The organism is Pseudomonas sp. B21-021, assembly GCF_024749205.1.
GTDB lineage: Bacteria > Pseudomonadota > Gammaproteobacteria > Pseudomonadales > Pseudomonadaceae > Aquipseudomonas > Aquipseudomonas paraglycinae.
This window is the reverse complement of record NZ_CP087192.1, coordinates 5,096,190-5,121,682: the sequence shown is the minus strand read 5'-3', so window position 1 is coordinate 5,121,682 and position 25,493 is coordinate 5,096,190. Positions and strand designations below refer to the sequence as shown.

Annotated in this window: 13 protein-coding genes; 7 read left to right on the top strand and 6 right to left on the bottom strand. The window is 59.5% G+C overall.

What is annotated here, in order from left to right; genetic code table 11:
* Positions 1 to 177: 177 nt before the first annotated feature.
* The 4 genes from LOY31_RS22930 to LOY31_RS22915 form a co-directional block, all read right to left on the bottom strand.
* Positions 178 to 1,506: a sigma-54 dependent transcriptional regulator gene (locus LOY31_RS22930; RefSeq protein ID WP_221533569.1), complete on the bottom strand. Its 1,329-nt coding sequence runs from the start codon at positions 1,504 to 1,506 to the stop codon at positions 178 to 180.
* The gene (locus tag LOY31_RS22925; RefSeq protein ID WP_085606673.1) at positions 1,506 to 3,266 is read right to left on the bottom strand and encodes an ATP-binding protein; all 1,761 of its coding nucleotides are present in this window, start codon (positions 3,264 to 3,266) and stop codon (positions 1,506 to 1,508) included. The genes LOY31_RS22930 and LOY31_RS22925 overlap by 1 nt, the downstream gene beginning before the upstream one ends.
* A 211-nt stretch (positions 3,267 to 3,477) precedes the next feature.
* Positions 3,478 to 7,935, bottom strand: coding sequence for a SpvB/TcaC N-terminal domain-containing protein (locus tag LOY31_RS22920; RefSeq protein WP_258712252.1), 4,458 nt, complete (start codon positions 7,933 to 7,935; stop codon positions 3,478 to 3,480).
* Between the two features lie 162 nt (positions 7,936 to 8,097).
* Positions 8,098 to 9,621: a fumarate hydratase gene (locus tag LOY31_RS22915; protein ID WP_007960181.1), complete on the bottom strand. Its 1,524-nt coding sequence runs from the start codon at positions 9,619 to 9,621 to the stop codon at positions 8,098 to 8,100.
* A 311-nt stretch (positions 9,622 to 9,932) separates the two neighbouring features.
* Here LOY31_RS22915 and LOY31_RS22910 point away from each other — a divergent pair, with 311 nt between their 5' ends.
* The 3 genes from LOY31_RS22910 to LOY31_RS22900 are packed head-to-tail and all read left to right on the top strand — an operon-like array spanning position 9,933 to position 12,746.
* Positions 9,933 to 11,039 (top strand): diguanylate cyclase, encoded by a 1,107-nt coding sequence (locus LOY31_RS22910; RefSeq protein WP_085606669.1) that lies wholly within the window; start codon positions 9,933 to 9,935, stop codon positions 11,037 to 11,039.
* Positions 11,032 to 11,967 carry an iron-sulfur-binding ferredoxin reductase gene (locus LOY31_RS22905; protein WP_085606667.1) on the top strand — a complete coding sequence of 312 codons (936 nt, stop codon included), beginning with the start codon at positions 11,032 to 11,034 and terminating at the stop codon, positions 11,965 to 11,967. The genes LOY31_RS22910 and LOY31_RS22905 overlap by 8 nt, the downstream gene beginning before the upstream one ends.
* 29 nt (positions 11,968 to 11,996) lie before the next feature.
* Complete coding sequence (locus tag LOY31_RS22900) at positions 11,997 to 12,746, top strand: enoyl-CoA hydratase-related protein (protein WP_007960185.1); 750 nt, start codon at positions 11,997 to 11,999, stop codon at positions 12,744 to 12,746.
* 231 nt (positions 12,747 to 12,977) lie between these two features.
* Here LOY31_RS22900 and pyk read toward each other — a convergent pair whose 3' ends face one another.
* Complete coding sequence (gene pyk, locus LOY31_RS22895; RefSeq protein WP_007951250.1) at positions 12,978 to 14,429, bottom strand: pyruvate kinase; 1,452 nt, start codon at positions 14,427 to 14,429, stop codon at positions 12,978 to 12,980.
* Positions 14,430 to 14,601: 172 nt separating this feature from the next.
* Here pyk and LOY31_RS22890 point away from each other — a divergent pair, with 172 nt between their 5' ends.
* Together LOY31_RS22890 and LOY31_RS22885 are read left to right on the top strand one after the other, a co-directional pair.
* Positions 14,602 to 14,988, top strand: coding sequence for a tol-pal system YbgF family protein (locus LOY31_RS22890; protein ID WP_011335675.1), 387 nt, complete (start codon positions 14,602 to 14,604; stop codon positions 14,986 to 14,988).
* Between the two features lie 218 nt (positions 14,989 to 15,206).
* Complete coding sequence (locus tag LOY31_RS22885; RefSeq protein ID WP_085606663.1) at positions 15,207 to 15,566, top strand: PilZ domain-containing protein; 360 nt, start codon at positions 15,207 to 15,209, stop codon at positions 15,564 to 15,566.
* Positions 15,567 to 15,680: 114 nt separating this feature from the next.
* Here LOY31_RS22885 and LOY31_RS22880 read toward each other — a convergent pair whose 3' ends face one another.
* Positions 15,681 to 16,082 carry a DUF6124 family protein gene (locus LOY31_RS22880; protein ID WP_221533571.1) on the bottom strand — a complete coding sequence of 134 codons (402 nt, stop codon included), beginning with the start codon at positions 16,080 to 16,082 and terminating at the stop codon, positions 15,681 to 15,683.
* 470 nt (positions 16,083 to 16,552) lie between these two features.
* On the opposite strand from LOY31_RS22880, the gene LOY31_RS22875 reads away from it, so the two are divergent.
* Complete coding sequence (locus LOY31_RS22875) at positions 16,553 to 20,605, top strand: hypothetical protein (protein ID WP_258712251.1); 4,053 nt, start codon at positions 16,553 to 16,555, stop codon at positions 20,603 to 20,605.
* A gap of 208 nt (positions 20,606 to 20,813) precedes the next feature.
* On the top strand, positions 20,814 to 25,487 hold the full coding sequence (locus tag LOY31_RS22870) for an Ig-like domain-containing protein (RefSeq protein ID WP_258712250.1): 4,674 nt from the start codon (positions 20,814 to 20,816) through the stop codon (positions 25,485 to 25,487).
* The last annotated feature ends 6 nt before the right edge of the window (positions 25,488 to 25,493 follow it).

The following is a 25,493-nucleotide window of genomic DNA, read 5'->3' as shown; positions in this document are numbered from 1 at the left end:
GATTTTGCCGATGATCCGGAATGAATGAGCGGATTTCCGCCTATTTGATCGTTGATCTGATCGTTCCCACGCTCTGCGTGGGAATGCAGCCCGGGACGCTCTGCGTCCCAAAGCGGACGCAGAGCGTCCACTGAGGCATTCCCACGCGGAGCGTGGGAACGATCAATCATCAAACGATCAATCGGGTACGAACATCTCTCGGGTCAATCCATGCCGCTGCATCTTTTCATTAAACGTGCGACGCGGCAGTTGCAGCTCCTCAAGCACGGCTTTCACATCCCCCTTGTGCCGGGTCAAAGCAGCCCGCAAACACTGCGCTTCAAACGCTTCCTGCTGCGCCGCCAGCGACTGCCCCGGGTCGATGCCCTGCACCGGTTCATCCAGCCCCAGCACCTGCCGCTCGGCAACGTTCGCCAACTCCCGCACATTGCCCGGCCAGTCATGACTCAGCAGATGGCTCAATTGCGCGCCACTGAGCGGCGGGAACGTCCGGCCCAAACGCTGGGCGGCGCTCTGGGCGAAGGATTCGAACAACAGCGGAATGTCTTCGCGACGATCACGCAGCGGCGGCAGGCGCAATTCGGCGACGTTCAGGCGATACGCCAGGTCTTCACGAAAACGCCCGGCCCGCGCTTCATCCAGCAAGTCGGGTTTGGTCGCCGCGACAATCCGCAAGTCCACCCGAATGCTCTGGTTCGAGCCCAGCCGCTCAAGCTTCTGCTCCTGCAACACCCGCAGCAGTTTCACCTGCTGGGCCAGCGGCATGCTCTCGATTTCATCGAGAAACAGTGTGCCGCCATCGGCGTATTCCAGCTTGCCGATGCGCTTGCCCGAAGCGCCGGTGAACGCGCCGCTCTCATGCCCGAACAACTCGGCTTCGAACAACTGCTCGGGGATCGCCGCGCAGTTCAGCGCGACAAAGGGCTTGTCGGCGCGCGGGCCGAAATCGTGCAGGCAACGGGCGACCAGTTCCTTGCCGCTGCCGGTCTCGCCTCGGATCAGCACGTTGACCGGCAATGTTGCGAGGTCCAGCACCTGCCGGCGCAAGGTCTGCAAACCACGGGACACACCGAGCAGCGTCGCATCCAGTCTGGCGCGGTTGTCGGCCTGCTCGTGCAGGGCGCGGTTTTCCAGCACCAGCCGACGCTTGTCCAGCGCCCGGCGCAGGCTGCCGAGCAGGGTCTCGGGGCTGAAGGGTTTTTCCAGAAAATCGTAGGCGCCGTCGCGCATCGCTTCGACGGCCATCGGCACATCGCCGTGGCCAGTGAGCAGAATCACCGGCAGGTCGGCATCCCGGCGCTGCACTTCGGCCAGCAGTTCAAGACCGCTGAGCCCGGGCATGCGCACATCGCTGACAATCACCCCGGCAAAATGCGCGGGCAACGCCGCCAGGCATTCCTCCGCGCGGCTGAACAGCTGCACTTCGAACCCGGACAGGCTCAGCCATTGCTCGACGGCACTGCGAATGCTGCTTTCGTCATCGACCACCATCACCGCGTTGAGCATCAGATGTGCGCCTCCAGATCGATCGGCAAGGTCAGGCTGAACACCGCGCCGTTGTCACCATTCTCGGCGCACAGGCGCCCGCCGGATTCATGGACGATGGCGAACGATACTGCCAGCCCCAGACCCAGCCCGTCACCCACCGGTTTGGTGGTGAAGAACGGATCGAACACCTGACCCAGATGTTCCTCGGCGATGCCGCCGCCGTTGTCGATGACACTCAGGCGCCACAGTTGCTCGTCGGCTTCCAGGCGGATTTCCAGACGTTTGCACGGTTTGCCCTGCATCGCATCGAGGGCATTGCGCAGCAGGTTGATCAGCACTTGTTCGAGGCGGATCGCATCGCCGCGCACCCACGCCGGACGGGTCAGGTGCAGCACCAGACTGACCTGTTCATCGCGCAGACGCGCATCAAGCAATTGCAGGGCCTGATCGACCACCGTCGCCAGATCCAGCCGCTCGCGCAAGCCGCTGGGGCTCTTGCGGGCGAAGGTTTTCAGGTGGCCGGTGAGGGCGGCCATGCGCGTGAGCATGTCATCCACCGGTTTGAGCGCCTTATAGGCGTCATCGACCCGGCCATGATCGAGCAGCAGACGCAGGGTCGCCAGTTGCATGCGCTGGGCGGTCAACGGCTGATTGATTTCGTGGGCCAGCGCGGCGGACATCTGCCCCAGTGCCGCCAGTTTTGCCGACTGCACCAGACCGTCCTGGGCGGTGCGCAAATCACGGGTGCGCTCTTCGACCAGTTGCTCAAGCTCTTCGCGGCTGCGCTGGCGCATCTTTGCCAGGCGCCAGCGCTGATTGAGGAACAGCAGCAGGAACACCAGCGCCAGCCATACCCCGGCAGCAGCGAGGCCGGCATTGCGCTGATCCTCGAAGGACACCTGCGGATGTCGCAGCAGATGCAGCGTCCAGCCTTCGGCGCTCAGCGGCAGCGATTCCCACAGGTAATCCGCCGTGCCTTGCGGGCCTTCGACGCGGCGCAGATCACTGTTGTCGTCGAAGCTGCGCAGCGCCAGATGCGTCAGCGGCACCAGCGACTGTTTGTCGTATTGGCGGGTGGCCTTGATCTCGCGGTAATCGGCCGGGCTCAGCGGGTGCAGCAGGCGATAGCGCCAGCCGGGCTGGTTGGCGATGAAGATGATCCCGCGCGCATCGCTGACCAGCAGGGTGTCATTGCCCTGGCTCCATTCGCGTTCGAGCTCGGGGAATTCGAGCTTGACCACCATCGCCCCGAGAAACTCGCCGTTGTCGCCGAGCACCGCGCTGGACAGGAAGTAACCGGGAATCCCGCTGGTCACGCCGACCGCGTAGAAACGCCCGGTGCCTTGAGTGCGGGTCTGACTGAAATAGGGGCGAAAGCCATAGTTGTGGCCGACGTAACTGCTGGGCAGACGCCAGTTGCTGGCTGCCACCGCGAGGCCGGTGTGGTCGAGCAGTTCCAGCGTCGATGATTGCGCCGCGCCGTTGATCTTTTCCAGTTTCAGGTTGAGCGCCGCTTGCTGTTCGGCGTCGACCGGGCCGGCCAGCGCCGCACGCAATTGCGGGTCCAGCGCCAGCACGGCGGGCAGGGCGCGATAGCGGTCGATCAGGGTATGCAGCGAGTTGGCGTACAGCGCCAGCTGTTGATTGGCCCGGGCTGCGTCTTCTTCCAGCGCCTGGCGCTCGGCGTGGCGGATCGCAAGCGTTGCAGCAAGGGCGGCACCGGCGATGATCAGCAGGGTATACAACGACAGACGCAGGGTACGGGAAGTCGGCAGCATGCTGGGGCAAACGGATGGCAGGACGGGCGGGCACCATAGCATGTCGCCGGGTGCTGGCAGTGCTATCACACTATAAAATCCGTGTGTTCACGCGGCTGCCTTCTGGCTGGCCCGGTGGTCTCGAAGCGTGTTTGCCAGACCGCGCAGCATGTCAGTGATTCGCCCCCGATGATTGACGACATCTTCGGTGTGAGATGGTGCACGCTGGCGTTCATGACTTGACCCGTTTTGCAGGTTTTGCAGGTGTCGGTTTTTTCGCGGGCCTGGCGGGTGATGGCTCTTGTGTGTCGTTGTAGTCGTAGCTGAGCGTGAACCATGGATGCAAGTGCTCCAAGGCCGTATGGCCCAGCGCATTGATCGTTTTGATCAGTCGGCCCTGGGCGTCGTAGAACATTTGATCGTGATGGCCGTGTTCACGCATGGCGCGGTCATTGATGCAGCGATGGGTATTGAGAAAATACGAGCGATAGACCCGGATAGTCTCGCCCTTATGGTTGTATTCGACACGTCCCATGACTCGCCAGCGACGCGCGGCGGGCATTTCGATCGGCTTGCAGTCGGCGCCGGTCTCGAGGCCGTCCTCGGGCGTCGCGACAAGGGCATCGCCCGGCGGCACGAGCTGTTTGCTTTGCAGCTCGCGGCCAAAACCGTCGACGTAACGGACGGTTATCTGAATCTGTTGCTGCGGGTCGGTGTGGTAGCGGTCGGCAATCAGGTCGACGCTGTTTACCGGCTGCCTGAGGGCGGTCTGGATGATCTTGAGCAGGGTTTGTTCGCTGGCAGTGCGTTTCTTTTGCTGGTTCAGCCAGCGCAGGGCCGATGCGCGTATGTGGCCGTCGGGCAGGATCAGGCCGTTGGCGATCCATTGCTTTCTTTTGAGCCGCGCCGTTTTGACCGGTAGCAATGGCATCCAGCTGAACAGATTGGTGCGCACCACGCCGGCAGCGGATGCCAGCACGGTTTTCGGGTTGGCGAGGGCAAACTCGACGCTCAGATCAGACTGAGGTGGATAAACGGACAGATCTTCGAAACCGGCACGCACGCCTTCCTCGTTACCATGAAAGCTGAAGGCAATCGGTCGACCGCCCGCTTCGTACCGCACTTCGTGAATGTTGTCGTTGTGATCCGTGACACGCTGCACCTGCAAAGTGTGCATGTCGTAGGTCATTGCCGTGACGCAGCCGTCCGGCAGGGTGATGGCAGTGGTCAGCAGATGGTTTGCGTCCCTGGTGATGTGGGTTGCGCCATGGCTGGCGGTCTGCTGAACATCGGTGACGTGGTAGAAACCGCTGGGGTCGGAGTAGGTGAAGAAGCCGCTCTGTGCCGACCAGAGGTTTTTCAGAAGATCTTCATCCGTGTCTGGCGGCAAAAACAGGTTCATGGGCTTGTAGCCGATTTTTGTCAGCTCGTCCCGAATGACAATCGGGACGTCGACGTAAGCTGCCAATGCCTTTTTGTCGAACACAGCCCGCTCGGTCGGTCCCTGGCGCGGTGGGTACTTGATCTTGCCGTCCATCTCCAGATAATTCTGCTGCGAGAGCGAAATCAGTTCGCGTTCCGATGTCCACTCTGCGCAGCCCTCATACTTTTCGAAGTTTTCGAAACTGATGTCCGCCGATTGCAGCCCGTCCGGCAGCGCTCCCTTGGGCAGCATCAGCGCATTGCTGCGCTGGCGCCAGGGCAAACCGAGCAGCCAGTGGTCTTCAGTGATCAGATGAATCGGCTCGGCAAGGGTTTCCGTCAGATAGAAGTACCGCTGTTGCTCATCGTGACTGTCCAGCCAGGCGAGCTGTTGATCCTTTTGAGCGAAAGGCGGTTCTTCGGTTTTAGTGCGGCGGCGTGCGCAGGCGACCGCGAAGCGGTGAGTCGGATGACCGAACATGTCCCATGCCAGACCGACCGCGTGCTGACAGCGGGGATCATCCATGAAACGTTCGTATTGCTGGCTGCGGTTTTCCAGTTCCAGCACCAGCAGGCTGGACGGGGTTTCATCGACGACCCGAACCAGATAACGGAATTCGCTCAGGGAAATCGGGCGAGCGGGAGCGGGGTCGTCCGCCTGACAGACTTCAATGCGAAGCAGACGACCGGCCAGGGCGTAGGCGACTTCGGGATCGTCGCTCTTGCGCCGTTTGCGAATTCGTTCTCTACCGCGTCTGGCGTCGAGCGTTGAAGTGACGGTGGGCCCAAAGGGCGTGATTTCATCGTCGAGTTCGCTGATACCTTTCAAAACCGGATCGACACTTTCGCCGGTATGAATCCATTGAGTGGTGCGCATCGGGGCTGTATGGCCACTTTCGGCCTTGCCCGGTTCCAGTTCGCTGTCGATCTGACAGACCCGGCCGAAGCCGCGGAATTCGCGTTCGCGACCGTCGTAATAACCCTCGAAATACTCATGGAACTGCATCAGGTAATTGCCGGTGATTTCATCTTCCTGACGCAGCCAATGGAGCACCATCTGCGGAAACGGCAAATGGCACACCGGCTTCCTGCGTGCCACCAATTCCTGGCGTTTTTCATCCAGCCAGAATTGCGCACTGCTGCGATATTGCAACGTCGCGTTGTAACCCATGTTGTTGTTGCATCCAGTGAGCAGGTATGGCCGCGCGTCGACCAGGTTATACACATAGTGTCGAGGTGACATGTGCGGAACGGTCAGCAGCAGGCTGGCGCAGCCAATGCCCCTGAGATCAGCAAAGGTCACCTGGCAGAGGTTGTCGTAGCGCACGCCTCTGGGCCATGGAATTCGGACGGGTTCCGATGCCAGGGAGTTGCCACCGTGGTTCAACCAGATTTCGAAGAAGTCCGAATACAGGTAAATGAGAGCCGGAGCACCGGAATTGTCTACGTCGGCGATGCGCACTCGGTCGGGATCGAACTCGCCATATTTGAACGGCAAGTCGCTCATCTTGAAACCCTCGCCAAAACGGCCATGCCCGAGGCTGATCCAGCAGCGGATTTCATCATGGCGGATCCGGCACAGTTCCATACCGCTGGCGCCCATATCGCTGAAAGACACCAATTCGTTACCGGCTCCACTGAACAGCGGCAATCGGTCCGGGGTATGGGGTACATCCTTGCCGGGAGCAAAGCCTGTTTCCCTCAAATTCGCGTACACCCGTACGCTTTTCGGTCCGATCAGCGCCAGGGAGTTGAGACCGTCACCGCTCAAGTCACCCAATTGGGCCAAATAATGGAAGAACTCCACGGGAAACTGCTTGAACGATTTGAACAGCGACCAGGTGCCATCCGGATTGAGCGTGTAATACCCGCTGCCGTCGGGCTGCGCGACGATCCAGTCCAGGCGTCCGTCGCCGGTGAGGTCCATGAGGATTTGCACCACCGGTTTGTTGCTGTCGGCATTGGGGATCAGCGGCAGCAAGGTCCACGGGCCGTAGATGATTTCGTCAGTGCCGGGTGTGCCGCGCAGAGGCTCACGGTAATACCAGGCGTTGTCGTGCTGGCAGAGAAAACCAGGCAGGCCTTCTCCGTAAAGGTCGACGCAATGATAAAGCTTGCCGTCGTTGAGGCCCGGCATATGGTCGAGTGCCAGAAACGCCTGGGGAAAGGGGTTGAGCTTGAGCGGCTCATAGCAGTACTCAAGCGGCGGTAATTGTTTGACGTGCCCCTCTGCGTCGTAACTCATGTAATGCGCGGCTTTGAGGTGGTTGTATTGACGCGGCGTGGGTTCGTGCTCCAGCAACAGACGTTCGACCAGTACCGGGTCGGGGCCGATGTGGTTGAACAACAGAAACTGCTGGCACAGGCGCCGGGTGCCAATCTCGAAACCGAAGCGATGATTGCGAAACGGATCGCTGCGCAGCAGCCATTTGTTCTCGTTCGGGGCTGAATAGGGGGGAACAGCCTCGCGCCGGGTGACGCGCTCCCCGTAGTCGACTATCAGACGGAACAGCCAGTCCAGCATTTCTGGCTGCGAATGATCAAGGCAATACAGATCAGTGCTGGCGGTCTTGTTGCAATAACAGACCTGCCGCAGATAGCGCTGGGCCTGATAGGCAAAGCGATCGTCGGCGACCTTGTCATCGGCCTTGTACTCGTAAAAAATGTTTTCCCCCACCGCGCTCCTGGTTTCCACCAGCAGCCACGCGGCGATATGGCTCGGCTCTGCCGGGTCGTAGATGCACGATCCCTGGTTATTGCCATAGCAATGTTGCGAGCCGTCGGCGCGGGAAACGATCCAGAAGGTGTTAGTACTGTCATCCGGTGTCCAGAGTTCGTAGCGGTCAAACGTAATTTCCAGGCGAGGGATGTAACGCACCACCGAAAACTTTCGGGCGCTCTTGCCTTTACCCCGAGTGCGTCGGGTTACCTTGATCTTGCCGCGGGTCGTCAGCTCGGGTCGCAGGTCGGTGCCGTCAGCCTGCATGACGTCGTCGGGTGCGTATTTCGGAACGCCCTTGCTGGTCTTGCGGAAGATGACCGGCAGCGGTAAATCCCAGCCGAGGCCGCACTTGCCGTTGCCCGCGTTGCCGTCATAGACCAGTTGCAGGTCAGGATTGAGCGAGCGCGCAGGGATGATCGGCAACGTCAGCGTGTAAGATCGCTGCCCGGTCGCACCGATTTCCCCCCAACTGCGTCCATTGGTGGCAATGGAGGCGGTCTTGGCAATAGAGGGCGGGGTGACGAGCGCATCTGCATCTGGAACCATGGCAACGCAACCAGTGAATGCCGAGATTGCACGCTAACAGAGCATTATTTTTTCGACACCTGTCAGATCTGACAGGTGCCCGCGCCTGCAATTTATGGCAGGCGAAAAAAGGCCGGGCGGTCATTGCTGACCGCCCGGCCTTTTTACTAACAGACGAAGCGCTTACTGCACTTCAACCGCCAGGCTTTCGCTGATCTTCTGTTGCCAGATCGCAGGACCAGTGATGTGTACCGATTCACCTTTGCTGTCCACCGCTACGGTGACCGGCATGTCCTTGACCTCGAACTCGTAGATCGCTTCCATGCCCAGCTCGGCAAACGCCAGAACCTTGGACTTCTTGATCGCTTGCGCCACCAGGTAGGCGGCCCCGCCGACGGCCATCAGGTACACAGCCTTGTTGTCCTTGATCGCGTCGATGGCGGTCGGGCCGCGCTCGGACTTGCCGATCATGCCCAACAGGCCAGTCTGCTCAAGGATCTGACGGGTGAACTTGTCCATCCGCGTGGCGGTGGTCGGGCCAGCCGGGCCAACCACTTCGTCACCGACCGGATCAACCGGGCCGACGTAGTAGATGAAGCGACCTTTCAGATCCACCGGCAGGGTTTCGCCCTTGTTCAGCATCTCGACCATGCGCTTGTGCGCAGCGTCGCGACCGGTGAGCATCTTGCCGTTGAGCAGGACGGTTTCGCCCGGCTTCCAGCTCTGCACGTCTTCCGGGGTCAGGGTGTCGAGGTTGACGCGACGGGCCGACGGGCCGGCTTCCCAGACGATTTCCGGGTAGGCGTCCAGCGGTGGCGCCTCCAGCGAAGCCGGGCCGGAACCGTCGAGCACGAAGTGCGCGTGACGGGTGGCGGCGCAGTTCGGGATCATGCACACCGGCAGGGAGGCGGCGTGAGTCGGGTAGTCCATGATCTTCACGTCGAGCACGGTGGTCAGGCCACCGAGGCCTTGGGCGCCGATGCCCAGCTGGTTGACCTTCTCGAACAGCTCCAGACGCATTTCTTCGATGCGGTTCTGCGGGCCACGGGCCTTGAGCTCGTGAATGTCGATGGACTCCATCAACACTTCTTTTGCCATCACAGCGGCTTTCTCGGCGGTACCGCCGATGCCGATGCCCAGCATGCCCGGTGGGCACCAGCCGGCGCCCATGGTCGGAACGGTCTTCAGCACCCAGTCGACGATCGAGTCGGACGGGTTGAGCATGGCCATTTTCGACTTGTTCTCGGAGCCGCCGCCCTTGGCCGCCACGTCCACTTCCACGGTGTTACCCGGGACGATGGAGTAGTGGATGACCGCCGGGGTGTTGTCCTTGGTGTTCTTACGCGCACCGGCCGGGTCGGCCAGGATGGAAGCACGCAGGACGTTTTCCGGCAGGTTGTAGGCGCGGCGCACGCCTTCGTTGATCATGTCGTCCAGGCTCATGGTCGCGCCATCCCAACGCACGTCCATGCCCACACGCACGAACACGGTCACGATGCCGGTGTCCTGGCAGATCGGCCGGTGGCCGGTGGCGCACATGCGCGAGTTGATCAGGATCTGCGCCATCGAGTCACGGGCCGCTGGCGATTCTTCGCGCAGGTAGGCTTCGTGCATCGCCTGGATGAAGTCCACGGGGTGGTAGTAGGAAATGAACTGCAGGGCGTCGGCAACGCTCTGAATCAGGTCGTCTTGCTTGATCACGGTCATGAGTCGCGCTCCTCTAAAAGACGGGAACATTCAATAAGGTGCCTGCGGCTTGGGTGCATCGGTCGGTCGCAGACACCTTTCAAGGCACGCCGGGGCTGCTGGCGCGACGCTAAAAAGGCGCGGCAGTATACCGCGCCTCGGTGGCGGGCACATCTGCCGGGAGTCATTCGTTGGTCGCATGGCTGCAGGTTTTTGACGCCAAATACCCGGCCCGAAAATCAATGGTCATTTATCGCCTGCGCCACTAAAGTGGCAGCCGGTCTGTAGAGTAGGACACTCGGTCAGCCTCTTATCGCACGGTGAGTCAACGATTGACCCATAACGCCATTCAACGTCTTTTGCTCAAACGCTTCGCCCTCGCTGCAGCCACCTATGGATTGGCTTTGCTGCTGCTGTGGCTGGCGTATTTCACCGGTCACTACAACGACTCGCTGGCGGGCGTTGCCATCGGCAGCGCGCTGGTGGTGATCAGTCAGGCGGCCCTGTTCGCTGTGTTCTTTTCCGGCTGCAACCTGCGCTTCTCCGACCCGAGCCTGACCGAAGTTCAAGTGCTGCTGGGCCTCGGCTGGCAGACGTGGCTGATCGCGCATCTGGAAGAGGCGCGGGGCGAGTTTCTGGTTTTCTATGTGCTGGTGCTGCTGTTCGGCCTGTTCCATCTGTCACAGCGGGCGTTTGTGCGCTGCGCCATGCTGGTGTTCTTCAGCTTCTGCGCTATCACACTGTGGGACGGTTACCACTTGCGGCTGCACGATCCGGCGCTGTCCGCGTTGCAGGCCTGCATCCTGCTGATCGTGCTGGCGTGGCTGGTGATTTACGCCCGCTTCGTCCAGACCTCGCGCCAGCGTATGCGTCAGCGCCGGTTTGCCTTGCAGGCGCATCAGGACACCCTGCGCGGGATGATGCGCCAGCTCGAAGACCTGGTGGCCACCGATGAACTGACCGGGCTGTTCAACCGCCGGCATTTCCTGCGCCTGGCCACCCGCGAGCTGAATGCGATGGAGGCCGACGTGGTGCACGGTCTGGCGCTGATCGATCTCGACCACTTCAAACGCATCAACGATATTCACGGCCACGCCGCCGGCGATCAGGTACTGCAAGCGTTCGCCGGGGTCGCCGGTGCGTGCCTGCGCGACGGCGACGTATTGGCGCGTTATGGTGGTGAAGAATTCGTGGTGCTGCTGCCCGATTGCAACGCCGAGCGCCTGACCGCCTGTTGCGAACGGCTGCGCATCGCCTTCACCGACGTTGAACTGGTGGGCCTGAATGTGAAAAACCTGAGCCTGTCCGCCGGCATGACCCTGCTGGAACTGGGCGATGATCTGGACGATGCCTTGCAGCGCGCCGATCAGGCGCTGTACCGGGCCAAGCGCGACGGGCGCAACCGTTGCGCAGCCGCGTGGGAGAACGTCGATGCCTGAATTGCGGGTCGGTGAACGACAGTGGTCGGTGGCAGCGGGCAGCAACCTGCTCGATGCCCTCACTCAGAACGGTGTGGCGGTACCTTATAGCTGCCGCGCCGGCAGTTGCCATGCGTGTCTGGTGCAATGCGTGCAGGGTTTGCCCGCCGACAGTCGCCCCGATGCCCTGAGCGCCGAGCAGCGTGATCAGGGTTGGCGGCTGGCCTGTCAGTGCCAGGTGATCGAGGACTTGCAGGTGCACACCTTCGATCCCGTCACCGACGGTCGCCCGGCCACGGTCGAAGCGCTGGACTGGCTCGGCGACAGCGTGTTGCGACTGCGCCTGACACCTCAGCGGCCGTTGCGCTACAGCGCCGGTCAGCATCTGGTGCTGTGGGCCGGCCACATTGCGCGGCCGTATTCGCTGGCGAGCCTGCCGGAAGAAGACCGCTTTCTTGAATTCCACCTCGATTGCCGCCAGCCCGGCGAATTCAGCGATGCTGCACGACGCTTGCAGATCGGCGACCCGATCCGCCTCGGCGAACTGCGCGGCGGCGCGCTGCATTACGACCCGGACTGGCACGACCGGCCGCTGTGGCTGCTCGCCGCCGGCACCGGGCTCGGCCCGTTGTTCGGTGTGTTGCGCGAAGCCTTGCGTCACGATCATCGGGGCGCCATTCGCGTCATTCATCTGGCCCATGATGCCGACGGGCATTACCTGGCCAAACCCCTTGAAGCATTGGCCGCGCAGCGGGAAAACCTCAGCGTTGAAGGGTGGACGGCGGCCGAGTTGCCGGGCGCTTTGGCGCAACTGCGCCTTGTCTCCCGACAAACCCTGGCTTTAGTCTGCGGTTCGACTGCCAGCGTCGACGCGTTTGCCAAGCGTCTGTTCCTGGCCGGACTGCCGCGCAATCAACTGCTGGCCGATGTCTTCCTGAGCCGTGGTTGAGCGCTGAATTCTCAGACGCGAGACCTGCCATGCCCGAAGCCATCCTGCTGCACCGCGAACGCGGTTTGCTGACCCTGCGCCTCAATCGCCCGGACAAGAAAAACGCCCTGACCCGCGCCATGTACAGCCAATTGGCCGAGGCGCTCAAGCAGGCGAATCACGACCCCGAAATCAACGCCGTGCTGATCACCGGCAGCGCCGAGTGTTTCACCGCCGGCAACGACATCGCCGACTTCATCCAGCAACCGCCGAGCGACCTCGACAGCCCGGTGTTTCACTTCATGCTCGAACTGCTCGAATGCCGCAAACCGGTGATCGCCGCGGTGGCCGGAGCGGCGGTGGGGATCGGCACGACGCTGTTGCTGCATTGTGATCTGGTGTACGTGGCGCGGGATGCGCGGTTGCGCATGCCGTTCGTCAATCTCGGGTTGTGCCCGGAGTTCGGCTCCAGCCTGATCCTGCCGCGTCTGCTCGGGCAGGCCAAAGCGTCGGAATTGTTGCTGCTGGGTGAAGGTTTCACCGGCGAGCAAGCGGCGCAATGGGGGATCGCGACCGAGGCGCTGAGCAGTGGCGAAGCGGCATTGGCCAAGGCGCGAGAGATGGCGCTGCGGTTTGATGAACTGCCGGCCGAGGCGGTGCGGATCAGCAAGCAATTGATGCGGGCGCCGGATCGCGAGTTGATTCGCAAGGTGATCGAGGAGGAGGGCGCGCTGTTCACCCAGCGGCTGCGCTCGCCGGAGGCGTTGGCGGCGTTGACCGGGTTCATCAAACGCCATTGAGATATCCGCCGACCGCCGACCGCCGCCGCACTCCGTGCACCGATCGTTCCCACGCTCTGCGAGGGAATGCCTCAATGGACGCTCTGCGTCCGCTTCGGCATGGGACGCGGAGCGTCCCGGGCTGCATTCCCACGCGGAGCGTGGGAACGATCAAACTAGTAACGATCAGTCTGAAATGAAAAAGCCCCGCCATTCACATGGCGGGGCTTTTCGTTTTCAGCAACCGGTCACTCAGACCTGCGGGTCGCCCACGTGCAGGATCTTCATGCCGTTGGTGCCGCCGGTGGTGTGGTAGCTGTCGCCCTTGGTCAGGATGACCCAGTCGCCTTTCTCCACCACGCCGCGCTTGACCAGCTCGTCGATGGCTTTCTGGCTGACTTCGTTCGGGGCCAGCGAAGCCGGGTCGAACGGTACGGTGTACACGCCACGGAACATCGCAGCGCGAGCCTGGGCTTCGCGGTGCGGGGTGAAGCAGTAGATCGGCACCGACGAACGGATACGCGACATGATCAGCGGGGTGTAGCCGCTTTCGGTCAGCGCGATGATCGCCTTGACGCCCGGGAAGTGGTTGGCGGTGTACATGGTCGCCAGTGCGATGCTTTCGTCGCAGCGCTCGAATTCCTTGCCGATGCGGTGGCTGGAAGTCTTGCTGGTCGGGTGCTTTTCAGCGCCGACGCAGATGCGCGCCATCGCCTGCACGGCTTCCAGCGGATAAGCGCCGGCAGCGGATTCGGCAGACAGCATCACGGCGTCGGTGTAGTCGAGCACGGCGTTGGCCACGTCGGACACTTCGGCGCGGGTCGGCATCGGGTTCTGGATCATCGACTCCATCATCTGGGTTGCCACGATCACAGCCTTGTTGTGGCGGCGTGCGTGCAGAATGATTTTCTTCTGGATGCCCACCAGCTCAGCGTCGCCGATTTCCACACCCAGGTCACCACGGGCAACCATCACCGCGTCGGAAGCCTTGATCAGACCGTCGAGGGTTTCGTCGTCGGCCACGGCTTCGGCGCGTTCGATCTTCGCCACCAGCCAGGCGGTGCCGCCGGCTTCGTCGCGCAGTTGACGGGCGTAGTTCATGTCGGCGGCGTCACGCGGGAAGGACACGGCGAGGTAGTCGACTTCCATTTCAGCGGCGAGCTTGATGTCGGCCTTGTCTTTTTCAGTCAGGGCCGGAGCGGTCAGGCCGCCACCGCGACGGTTGATGCCTTTGTGGTCGGACAGCGGGCCGCCGATGGTCACCACGCAGTTCAGCTCGGTCGCGGTGGCGGTTTCAACGCGCATCACCACGCGGCCGTCGTCGAGCAGCAGCTCGTCGCCCACGCCGCAGTCCTTGACCAGGTCCGGGTAGTCGATACCGACAACCTGCTGGTTGCCTTCGGTCAGCGGATGGCTGGTGGAGAAGGTGAACTGGTCACCGATCTTCAGCTCGATGCGCTTGTTGGCGAATTTGGCGATACGGATTTTCGGGCCTTGCAGGTCACCCAGCAGGGCGACGAAGCGGCCGTGCTTGGCAGCGAGGTCACGCACCAGCTTCGCGCGAGCCTTGTGCTCGTCGGGGGTGCCGTGGGAGAAGTTCAGACGGGCGACGTCCAGGCCAGCCAGAATCAGCTGTTCGAGAACTTCCGGCGAGTTACTGGCCGGGCCAAGGGTAGCGACGATTTTGGTACGACGGACGGACATGCAAAGACTCCTCAGGTTCAAGCGCTCGCAGAGGCTACTACGCTCTTTGGGTGTAGTCATTGTTCGTTTGCACTACTTATTGTTTTCTTTATTGAACGCGACAATCGGAACAAAGGGCTCTGAAGATTTCTCGCCAGAGGTCGATAATGATCACAAGACAGGAGAATACCCCATGCGATTCGTGCCCATTGCCGCCCTTGCCCTCAGCGTCCTCGCCGCTTCGGGCTGCACCCGTTGGTCGATGAACCATCATTTGAACAACGCCTACAGTGCCTACGACAGGGGCAACTGCGAGCAGGTGATGCTCGAACTGTCCAAGGTCGAACGCGCCAGCCGTGCCCGCCCTTACGTGTGGCCGGAAGTGTCGATGATGCGCGGCCAGTGCCTCGAACGGCAGAAAATGTTCGTCGATGCGGCGCAGACCTATCAGTTCATCATCGCCTCGTACCCCAACAGCGAATACGCCTACCGCGCCCGCGCGCGTCTGGAAACCCTGCAGAGCCTGGGTCACTACCCGACTCGCAGCGCTGCCGCCGTGGTACGTCCAACCCGCTTCTGATGGTAGTTGTCATACAAAAGCTGGCTGCTTGTATAGGGTGAGCTATAGTCGAATGACACCGGTGCAGATCGAATTCAGTACCGGCGCAACACCTGCGACTGGCATGAGATGCACGTGGCAAGCGCCACACCGGGAGTGGGGAGAGCGAACCTGACGCACAGGTCCGTTCCGAAGCGAGAGTGCGGCTCTGTGATGGAGCCTTGCATGGCGAACTGCGTATGTTTACCGACCGTCGAATCGAACGGCATCAGCTGCCGTATTTTCTGCGAGTATTCAACAGCGTCACCGACAAACCCATCGGCTTTCTGGGCAACGTGTCCGAAGACGGTTTGATGCTCATCAGCCAGTTGCCGATGATGATCGGTGCCGAATTCAACCTGCGCCTGAAAATCCCATTGGGTGAGGGCAGTCAGCAGGTCATCGACCTCACCGCGTGCTGCCTGTGGTGTCACGAAGACGCGACCCCCAAACACTACGACGCCGGCTTCAGCCTGTACCGCACGCCGCCAGAGTATGGGCAACTGGTCGAGGCGTTGAAGCAGTACTTCAGTTTTCAGCCGTTGCCGGCCTCGGCCTGATTCATATCCGCCAGAAACATCGCGGGCAAGTCCGCTACCACAAGGACACCACTGATCCCTGTGGGAGCGGGCTTGCCCGCGAAGGCGTCAGCACTGACACCCTCTATTCAACGGCTAGGCAATAGCGATCGCCCGCTCGTTATCCAGCGTCTTCTCCACCAGCAACAACCCCAACTCACTCAACTGATAGATCGCCATCGCCAGATGCCGCGGCTTGTCGTCCAGGCTGTCGGCCAGGTCGAGCAGCAGGATGCTGACCGAAGAAAAGGTCTCGTAGGTCTGGATGGCGATCGCCTCGGGGTTGATCTCAGGATCGACCTTGAACATCTGCATGCCGCGATCCACGGAGTTGTGCGGTTTGTCCTTTGGGGGATTGAGGTAGAAATCCAGGGCCCGGTGAGCGGCGTCGTGGAGTTTCTTTGAATCGACGGAGGCGTAGGGGGAGACCGGATCGGGTTGATCGGTCGGGTCCGTTGGATCGGTGTCCGAAGGAGGATTTGGAACTGGCTTTTTCATGTATTTCGTACTCGTCGATAAGACCACCATCGGCTCGCGACTAAACGAGAAAAGGGTGGCGGCTGTAAGCAGGTTAGTCGACCGGGAGTACGTACCGGTGCGCCCGAGGGCGCCCTGCGAACAGCCACCATCGAGTGCGGGGATAGGGAATACCCGACTTGATGACGCTTATGCGCAACGTACTAAGACCCCGGGCGACTAAACCCGGCCGCTGATTGGCAGCGACGGGGATCAAGTTACGGGCCAACGCCAAGGCGCACAAGCCGGCGGATTCTGAGTGATTTGTAGGCAATGGCACAAGGCGTCGTAGCCCGTTGTTACGACTTGCAGGACGCTGGCGGACCGGGCTGTGGGAAAGGTTACCGTTTATCGGGACTGTCAGATCTGTCAGGTGCTGGAACGCATGGCATTGGCATTCAATGAATCTACAAACCTCTGCCGGCAGCCCCTCAATGAGGACGGAGTCAATCATGGATACAAACGATGGAACGGAATTGGACCCGAGTGGCGAATCATCGGAGACCCCAGGAACTGCCGGCGGCATTGAATCAATTACTGATGAAGTTGAATTTCATACCGAAAGTACGGCCTCAGAGCCAGTCAACAACGATTTATTCGCAGAAGCAGTTATATCAGCGAGAAATGGTAACTATTGGGCAAAGTTAAAAGTCAGTTATTCATGGAATGGCCCCGGCACTACTTTTACTTGTAGCACGGTGTGGTATCAGGCCTTGAATAATAACCAGACGGGGGGGGACGTACGTATTCTTGTAGAAGCGGGCACGGCAAACAAATGGGAGCAGGAGCTTATTGGCAACGCTAACCAGAACGGCAATGAAAATGCTCTGGTTCGCTCACAAACAATCACCGCTACCAGTAATATGGCGAGAATCACTTTTGGGTATAAATACGACAGAGCTGGTGTGAGCGACGTGGAGATGCATAACCACATCGATGTGTACTACCTCCCTCCAACTCCAACCATCGACCCAATCAAAAACATTACCACTCCTGTCATGAAGGTCACCGGAGGCGGCGGTGTTTCCGGAGCCACGGTACAACTCTATTCGGTAGCAAGTTACCTAGGAACCGGACTAGTGGGAACCGGCGGGCGCTGGGAAGTGACACCGGAATCCGGCTTCCAAGGCAACGTTGTGACCTTTGCGGCGCAGCAGCAGTATGCCAATAGACTCTCTCTAAAAACCGGGGATGTCACGTATCGTCGAGCTATAACATCGTCCCCCACCTCAAATGAAATTGTTATCAATGGGCATGTTTTCCGTGGTAAAGGCGATCCTTCAACCCTAATGACTCCAGTCAACAGTTCGAATCATTATGAGGCATGGGCCGTTCCAATCACTGTAAATAGTTCGGGGGACTGGGAAACGAAAATGACAAAAGTGCTGCCTTCTGGCACGCACACGTTGGAAACTCAACATATATATCCCAACCAGGCTCACGGTTATACCCAGCCTGTGACCTTCAGGATGTTGGGTCATACGGGCATTACCACCCCCGGCAACAATACCGAACAAGAACAAACCTTCACCGTCTCCGGCAACAACAGATTAGCCAACGCCGAAGTGCGGGTTTTTATCGATACAACGCAAACGTTGGTCGGGACCGCCCCTGCCGGCGCATCGGCCACATGGAGCGCTGTAGCAACGCTCCAGCCCGGGTTGCGAAGGGTGGCAACGGAGCAATTCCTCAGCGGCAAGCAATCCGGTCGTGGCGGTTCCGTTCTTTACAAGATCCGGCCTGCCAAGCCTGTGCTTCAGTCCAGACCCAAAGGCGAAGGCATCGAATTTCATGGCACGGGTTACGCGACAGGCAGGATGCATATTCATGTGTCGGGTGACGGAGTCAATTCCATCGATGTGGACATTCCTAGTACAGGTATCTATACGAAGGATCTTCCGGCCACGGTGTTGCCGGGGAATTACATGTATGGCGGTCGGCAAAGCGTGTCCGATGGAGGAACAGGGCGTATCTACAGCTCAGGTTGGATCGCTGATATACCGATTGCCGTTCCCACTCCTCGACCCACGTCTGTGAGTGTCACGCGCAACGGCAATAAACTTACAATTACGGGCAGGGGCAATACGTGGGGTACGAGTAAGGGATTGGCCATCATCCACAAGGACGGTCAGGATTTTCGCCCCAAGTTTCCCAACGGTGAGGCGCAATCTGATCTTACTTGGCGCACAACTTCTGTCGATCTTGACCCGGGCACTTATGGAACCCTCACCGTCAAACAATGGGTAAACGGTGTCTGGTCTGCGGAGGTCGCTGTTCCAGAGGTGACCATTCCGTCATCCTCTCCCACCTATACAGCGCCTGATCCAGGTGCGCAGACTAACCAGACACCAACGATTACCGGTCTTGCCTGGACGAATTCGGATGTTTTGCTGACAATTCCGCCTCGTCCGCCGGTGCCACTCAAAGCGACCGGGACGGCCGGCACGATCGGTTCGTTCAGTTATACCGTCACCGATCCCCTGCCGCCAAAGACCTACATCATAAGTGCAACCTCGGCGATGGGGGGGCAGACATCTGCGGCCAGTAACCTTACCTTCACGGTTCAACCGCCGGTCCCTGAACCGACAACGACTGGCGAGGTATCAATCGAGGCGGTCATCGAGGGCAAGGGTTGGCCAGGCTGCTGGGTCGAGATTCTTTCGGCTACCCACGTGACATTGGGCAGTGGCCCGGTGAACGAGGATAAAACCTGGAAGATAGGTATTGGCAAACACGCTCCGGGACCACTTACCTTCTATTGCCGCCAAAAAGAGACACAGGCCAGCAGTAACGTGTCCGGCCCGACTGAGAACAAAACCGTCATGGTCGCTGTGCCAAGGGCCGGATTTACCGTACCAGGGCCGAACGGCCAGCCCGCGCGAAAGTCCACTTTTTCCGGTAGCACCTCTGCAACGTACGGTTCCGTCGAGCTGTCGATCAAAGGATCATCACCATTCATTACCGGCGTTCCGGTGGTTGACGGGAAATGGACTACTCCGGTCGAGTTGGCGGCGGGTTCCAAAACGCTGGAGGTCAGGGTTCTTCAGGATGGCTATCGCAGCGATCCGACTGAGATATCTGTCACGGTGGTGCCGAATGCGCCGCTGTTGGATACGCCGTTGAATACCCAGAATGTCGGGAAAAAGCTCAGGACTTCCGGAGTTGGATTTGCCGGAGATCTCGTGATTGTCCAGCGGGTGGGTCGTCCCCACAATTTCGAGCCCGTTCTTGTCAGTGCGGACAACACCTGGTCGGCACTGCTCGAACATTCCATGCTTGCCACGGACAAAATCGCCGCCGTTGCCCGAGTCGGTACGGAACCGAACTCCCAACAATCCGTCCCGATTACCCTGACGCTGCTCAGTGCCCCCATCGACCTTACTGAACCGCGGGCAGGTGACTGGGTAGGTCCACAGGCAGTTTACGCTGGCAGGGCTGCTCCTCATGCGTTTATCGCCGTGGCGGCCTGGTACGACACAGAGGTCCGTCTGACACCGTCGACCCAGGCTGATGAGGATGGGTACTGGCGGGTGTTGGGCAACAGGGATCTTCCTGATGGATTGACACGCGTGCAGGTAAGCCAGACGCTGAATCGCGTGAATTCTGAATGGCGCATGAGTGATGCATTTACAGTGCAGCGCATCACAGAGATTGACTGGCCCGTTGTGGCGTTTCCAACGCCAGATCAAACAGTACGGCGTATGCCGAGGTTTTCCGGATGGGGGTTGCCGGGCGCGATGGTCACGGTCCGCCAGGCAAGTGGTCCGGTATTGGCGACCGCACGGGTGGCGCGCGATGGAACATGGGAGGCGCAGGTCACAAGTTCATTGCCGGTGGGGCCACTGACGTATTCTGCCAAACAGGAACGTGATGGTCTCGATTCAGACTACAAGTTGCCACACCGTCATTGCGATGTGACTCAGGCTCTAGCAGGCTTTGAGAAAGCGGTTATACAACTGCCGTTGAACGATCGAACTCAAATGCTTGAAACCCGGCCACAGTTTGAAGGACTAGGTAAAGCAGGAGCTTTATTGACAGTGTATCGGCATGCGACCACCGAAGTGCTGGCTCAGACAATCGTCAATGCAGAGGACAAATGGGCTGTTCGCTGTGCCGTAGATCTGGAAGTGAAGACAGAACCCCACCAGATCGCTGCACGCCAACAGATGGATGGAGTGGAGTCAGCCTGGTCAGGCATTATCATCGAATTCAAAGTCGGCACTGCCCTGTCTCCTCCTGTTGTAGTCGATCTTACTGATGGGAGTTACGTTTCTCGCAATGCAGTGATCAAACTGACTGCCATGCCAGGTACTCTGGTGTCGCTCTTTCCGGGTGATGGCACCAACAAGCTGGGTACCGGTCAGGTCGATGAGACAGGGCAATGCGTGATTGTTTTGTATGGTTTGCCGCTTGGTGAGTTGACGCTCAGGGGCAAGGCCGAGAAAGGGCCTGTTCTATCCGGGTGGATGAACGAGGTCAAACTTATTGTGGCGGATTTCGGCTGAGCTAAAGAGACACGCCCGCGTCAGGCCCTCGTTCAGAGGGCCTTTTCACGCCCCTCACTTCACAGAAAACTTCTGAATTCCGATCGACGGTCGAGCAACCTGTCAGATCTGACAGTACCAGCCGTTTTCCATTCAGTGCTTAATCAACTTGAACGCAACAAGCGCCGTCAGGTCCCGGCGTTTGTTTCCCCTCAAGAGGAAGCGCTGAATGAAAGCATCAGACAAAAGCCCTGTTCATCAACTGCTCAGGGCTGTGCTGGGGCAGAGTAAAAAGCGGATCTACGTGCCCAAGGCGCTGGAAAGACACCTCATGAAGTCCGCCAGCGTGTTCGATCTGACAAAACTCAGCGTGGGTGAATTGCGCACACTTGGCTTGAAACCTGAGGAGGCCGAAGCCCTGTTGAGCCGCGGCAGGGCGCTGGCACTTAATATCGCCAGGCTGTACCGCCAGCAACACCTGCGCGGAGTGCCGAGACCCAGCGATAAAGGAATGGCCGGGCCGCTGCCGACCTATCAGCAGATTTTTTCTCCCGATGTTGATGGCGCTGCTGCTCTGGGTAGCCCGGAACACAGCGCGTCCACGACAGCCTATTTAGTGGCCTTGCGCCAGTGGATACGTGAGCTGATCGAGCCGAAAGCGGGGCCGGGTGCCATTCCGCTGACATTGCGTCGCAGCGATGTGGACGACCTGCTGATTGATGAGGCGGCTATCAATCAGGTGAAGTCCCGGGTCGAGATCAATAGCACGATACTTGAAGCATTGATTCTGTCGAAAGAAGGCGAGAGCTTTTCAACGGCCAAGGACTACCTTCGCTCCATTCGGTTCCCCCAGGAAATGCCCTACGAGCATGACCGGCTCAGTATCCGACACGTTGTGCGGCAGGTCGTTGAAAATGGCTCGCTGGGGGAAGTCATTCGCAGGCTCGATCCCAAGTATCCCTATTTCAAGAATGCCGGTGGGCGCGGGCCACGTGACGACGCAGCCCTCCAGCAGAGTATTGGCAGCGGTCCGGCGCTCTCAGCGTTGTTGCTCGAATCCCCTTACTTTGGGCGGGGGACCGAGCCGGCCGGCAAATCGCTGCAAAGGGTAGACCCAAGTACGGGCCGAATCGATGCGGATCCACAAAAGTCTGCCGGGGACTTCTATCTGGAAAACTTTGGCAGTCTTGTGATTGCCAATGCATCTCTGCGCAGACTCTGGATTTTCAGGCTTGCAATGGGCTTTACCCAGGATCAGGTCGACTGTTTTCTGGCGATGGGGCGATATACACCCAAACTTTCACCCAACGCTCCGGCGCTGGGTGACCCCGATGAACCTTTGACAGGAGAGGTAGCGGGCGCACGGTTCATTCATGGCGGGACAGAACCGGCGATCGGAATCGAATATGGCGACATCGAACCCAGGCATCTGTTGACGAATATTGGGGAAGACTCTGCCCTGGAGCACCGTACAGACCGTATGCAACGCAAAAGCCGCCTGGATCGGCTATTGGGTTTGCCGAGCTATCTGGTGGACCGAATACTCATCGCGGTGATGAACGCAGAGCGCCGGGGCGGGGCGGACGCGGCCTTGTGGATTCGCTCCAGTACGCTGAGCGCTGTGGGGCTTTTCGTCGAGCTGAGTGCTAAATACGACTGCACCGCGGAAGACTTCGCGGGGATCCTGGATGTGTTGTCGCCCCATGGTCAGAATGGAGTTCCGGCGTTTTTTGATCAGGGCTACAACCATTCAGAACCGTTTGATGACCCCTTGAAGATCACTGATCGTGAGTTCGCGATCATCCCCATCACGTCGGCCGACCAGCAAACAGTTCAGCAGATTTGCAAAGGGTTGGGCATCAACCCCGAGACCTATCGCTATCTGGCAACTGTGATCGCCGAAGCGTTTGGGCTCAGGACGCACCTCAAGTGCAATCTTGAGACGCTATCGAGTTTCTGGCGGCTGGTGCGGTTGGCCCGCATGTTCGGCTTGACGCCTATCGAACTCACCGCACTGCTTCAAACCCTTGGCCTGGCGCCGCAATTGGCTGGCAGGCCGCTGGTCTCTGCTTATGGGACGACAGATGCCGCAGATGCATTGAGCACCATTCATGCAGTGATGACCTGTGTGGAGTGGACCAACGATTTCAATGTGCCGGTGCCTTGGTTAGTGCAATACGTCAATCCGGTCTACGTTCCAACCGTCTGGACCGAAAGTCAGGAGCAATTCCTGTTGCAGCTGAGCAGTCAGGTGCAGCCGATATTAGTGAAGTCAGCCACGCTGCTGGAAGCTGGCGCACCTGCGCGTACGAGCAATGATCAACCGATCGACTGGCTGCAATTGCTCGGTTCGCTGGTGGACGATAAAGGCGCGGTTGTCGGGCGGTATGACGAGACTGAAGAGCAGTTTCTGGCACGTGCCAATGAGGCGTTCATAGCGATTGCAAAACATGTCTACCCCTCTGAGTCCCCCCCTCCGGACGTCGTACGGGACAGGGCGGCTTTGCATGCGCTTCTGCTCATGGTCGTGCTGCGCTGCCGGGACGAGCAACGGGTGCTGGTCGAGGTGAGCCTGTCGGTTTTCCTGAAGCTTGGCGAATTGCTCACGGCTCAGGTGTTGATGTGGGCCCAAGGGCATTCGTACGAGTTTTTGAAGGAGGCGCTGGTCACGCCGGTGCAGCGTCAGCGGCGCAAAATGAAGGCTCTGGAGGAGCCTGATCTGTTTCTGAAAACGTTCGCGGAAGTGGAGCGCCGTGCACGAATTGCCGACAAGCTCAAATTGAGCCCGTCACTGCTTGCGAGGCTCCTCACTGGTGAAAATTTTCTGCAGTTCAGCCTTGAGGATCGCTTCGACATATCGATCAATACTATTTACTGCCTGGCACTTTTCGGTCGACTGGTGGAGCGCGCTCGGCAACCGGAAGAAAAAATATACGACTACCTGGGCCAGGCAAATGATTTACCCAATGACTTGAGTCCTGATGCGCAGCGTCTGTTTCGCGATGCCGCGGCCGACAAACTGGCCCGTTTCTTCGGCTGTGGCATCGGTCAAGTGCTCAAAGTTGTCGAGCATATCAATGCCGTGGCCGAAGCGAGTGAAGAACCGGCGCTACCCTTGCTACGTACGCTCGAAGAGCTTGGCGTTCTGATGCGCACGCTGGAGCTGGCGTCAAAAGGTATGGACGCCGAGACGGCGGTCACTCTTGGCAAACTGAATCTGCTCGATGGCAATTCGCAATATCAGCAGGGTGCTCAAAAGGCACTGGAAAGCCTGAGCCGATTCAATGATTCGAAAACCTCGCCGGACTCGGCTGAGGTCGGCCAGAGTTACAACACCCATTGCGTGGTGGATAACACGAGCCTGATTGTGGGACTGGATCTGGAGGTCGCGGAGTTTCTGATCACGCTGCTTGATTTTTTCGGCATTCCTCTAGCAGGAGTGACGCTTTATATCGAAACCGATCTTGGGGTTGTACTCACGCCTACGGTCACAACAGACCGTCAGGGGCGTGCATGGGCGCGATTGCAGGCCGGGGCAAGGGTGGGAACGGCGCATTTACGCTACAGCCTGCCGTTTCATGACCCACAGTTTGGCCCATCGGTACGGATCGGTCCTGATCTGGAGAGCGCACAGGCCAGACCCTTGCAGAGTTCCGAGATCCCCCGGGATCCCGTGCTGGCGGGCAATTTGTGGGAACAAGAGGTGTTTACCACTGTAATGGACAGGTACGGCAATCCTGTCGCCCATTATCCGGTGCTGTGGAGAACGACTGTCGGGCAGATTCGGCCGCGTCAGACCGTCACCGATAAGGATGGCGTGAGTAAGGTCTGGATTTCCAGCCTGTCTCCCGGCGATGCCAGGATTACTGTGGGTAATGTGGATGAATCCCACAGCTTTACCTTCACAGGTCTGCTCAAGTTCGCGGACAAACCGCGGATTTCCGGTAACCCGTTTGTCAGCGATGTGGCCATGGCAGGTCAACCGCTGGAGGTGCGTTGCAAGGTGGTGGGGCTGGATGACGAACCCGTGGCGCATCAGCGGGTAGAGTGGTGGACGAGCAGTGATGCCAGTAAAACCGGGGTGGACAGCGATATTAACGGCGTCTGCCTGTTTTCTCTGGCCAGCCTCGAAGCCGGTCCTTTGACGATTTTTGCGCAATTGGGTAGTGATGCCGCCGTTGAACTCACGGTCTGGGTCGCCAGTGGTGCCGTGATCCGGGACTTTTTGCAAAACATACCCTTTCCAGTGGTGGGCGCAACGGCAACGCCGGTGTGGATTGTTGTGAAAGAGAGCGACGACCCGAGCGCTCCAGCGCTTGAACATTATCCCGTGAGGTGGACCGTCGATTCGGATCCACCTGTGGACGTCATCCTCAAGACAGATGAGCTAGGTCGCTCGAAATATCCGTTCTCGGCGAAGCAGGCAGGCGAGTTCAAGGTGACCGCGATGCTGGAACAGCATCCGCTCGAGCCAGCCAGAGTCTTCAATTTGACGGCCATTAAAGCCTTCGGCTGGACAGTCACGCTGATCATCATCGCAGACGATGGTTCGGAGACCTCGATCTCGATCATCCCGGGGCGCGACACCCTTGAACTGTACAGGGATGGGCATTACCGCCTTGAAATCGCAGCGACAGACCCCTCTCAGATCGTCGGCACCCAGGGCGCCCTTGGATGGAGCTCCACGTACTCCACGCAGGCGCTGGCCATGGTTTTCGACCCGCCGATGGCCAGGCGTTTTGATTTCACTGAATCCGCTCACAGTGTGGACATCCACATCGGCAACGTACGCAACGGCGACTTCCAGATCGGTGTGTACGCCGACCTCCTGGAGCAGGTCCTGGTGCTTGAAGGGACGTTGCGTAAACGGTCAGTGGTGCGGGGCTCTCCATCGAAATCATGAATTGAC

Bases quoted from the DNA above. Each gene is read 5' to 3' on its own strand.
- LOY31_RS22930 (WP_221533569.1), bottom strand. From the start codon at position 1,506: ATGCTCAACGCGGTGATGGTGGTCGATGACGAAAGCAGCATTCGCAGT.
- LOY31_RS22880 (WP_221533571.1), bottom strand. From the start codon at position 16,082: ATGAAAAAGCCAGTTCCAAATCCTCCTTCGGACACCGATCCAACGGAC.
- LOY31_RS22900 (WP_007960185.1), top strand. From the start codon at position 11,997: ATGCCCGAAGCCATCCTGCTGCACCGCGAACGCGGTTTGCTGACCCTG.
- LOY31_RS22870 (WP_258712250.1), top strand. From the start codon at position 20,814: ATGAAAGCATCAGACAAAAGCCCTGTTCATCAACTGCTCAGGGCTGTG.
- LOY31_RS22875 (WP_258712251.1), top strand. From the start codon at position 16,553: ATGGATACAAACGATGGAACGGAATTGGACCCGAGTGGCGAATCATCG.
- pyk (WP_007951250.1), bottom strand. From the start codon at position 14,429: ATGTCCGTCCGTCGTACCAAAATCGTCGCTACCCTTGGCCCGGCCAGT.
- LOY31_RS22885 (WP_085606663.1), top strand. From the start codon at position 15,207: ATGTTTACCGACCGTCGAATCGAACGGCATCAGCTGCCGTATTTTCTG.
- LOY31_RS22925 (WP_085606673.1), bottom strand. From the start codon at position 3,266: ATGCTGCCGACTTCCCGTACCCTGCGTCTGTCGTTGTATACCCTGCTG.
- LOY31_RS22915 (WP_007960181.1), bottom strand. From the start codon at position 9,621: ATGACCGTGATCAAGCAAGACGACCTGATTCAGAGCGTTGCCGACGCC.
- LOY31_RS22890 (WP_011335675.1), top strand. From the start codon at position 14,602: ATGCGATTCGTGCCCATTGCCGCCCTTGCCCTCAGCGTCCTCGCCGCT.
- LOY31_RS22920 (WP_258712252.1), bottom strand. From the start codon at position 7,935: ATGGTTCCAGATGCAGATGCGCTCGTCACCCCGCCCTCTATTGCCAAG.
- LOY31_RS22905 (WP_085606667.1), top strand. From the start codon at position 11,032: ATGCCTGAATTGCGGGTCGGTGAACGACAGTGGTCGGTGGCAGCGGGC.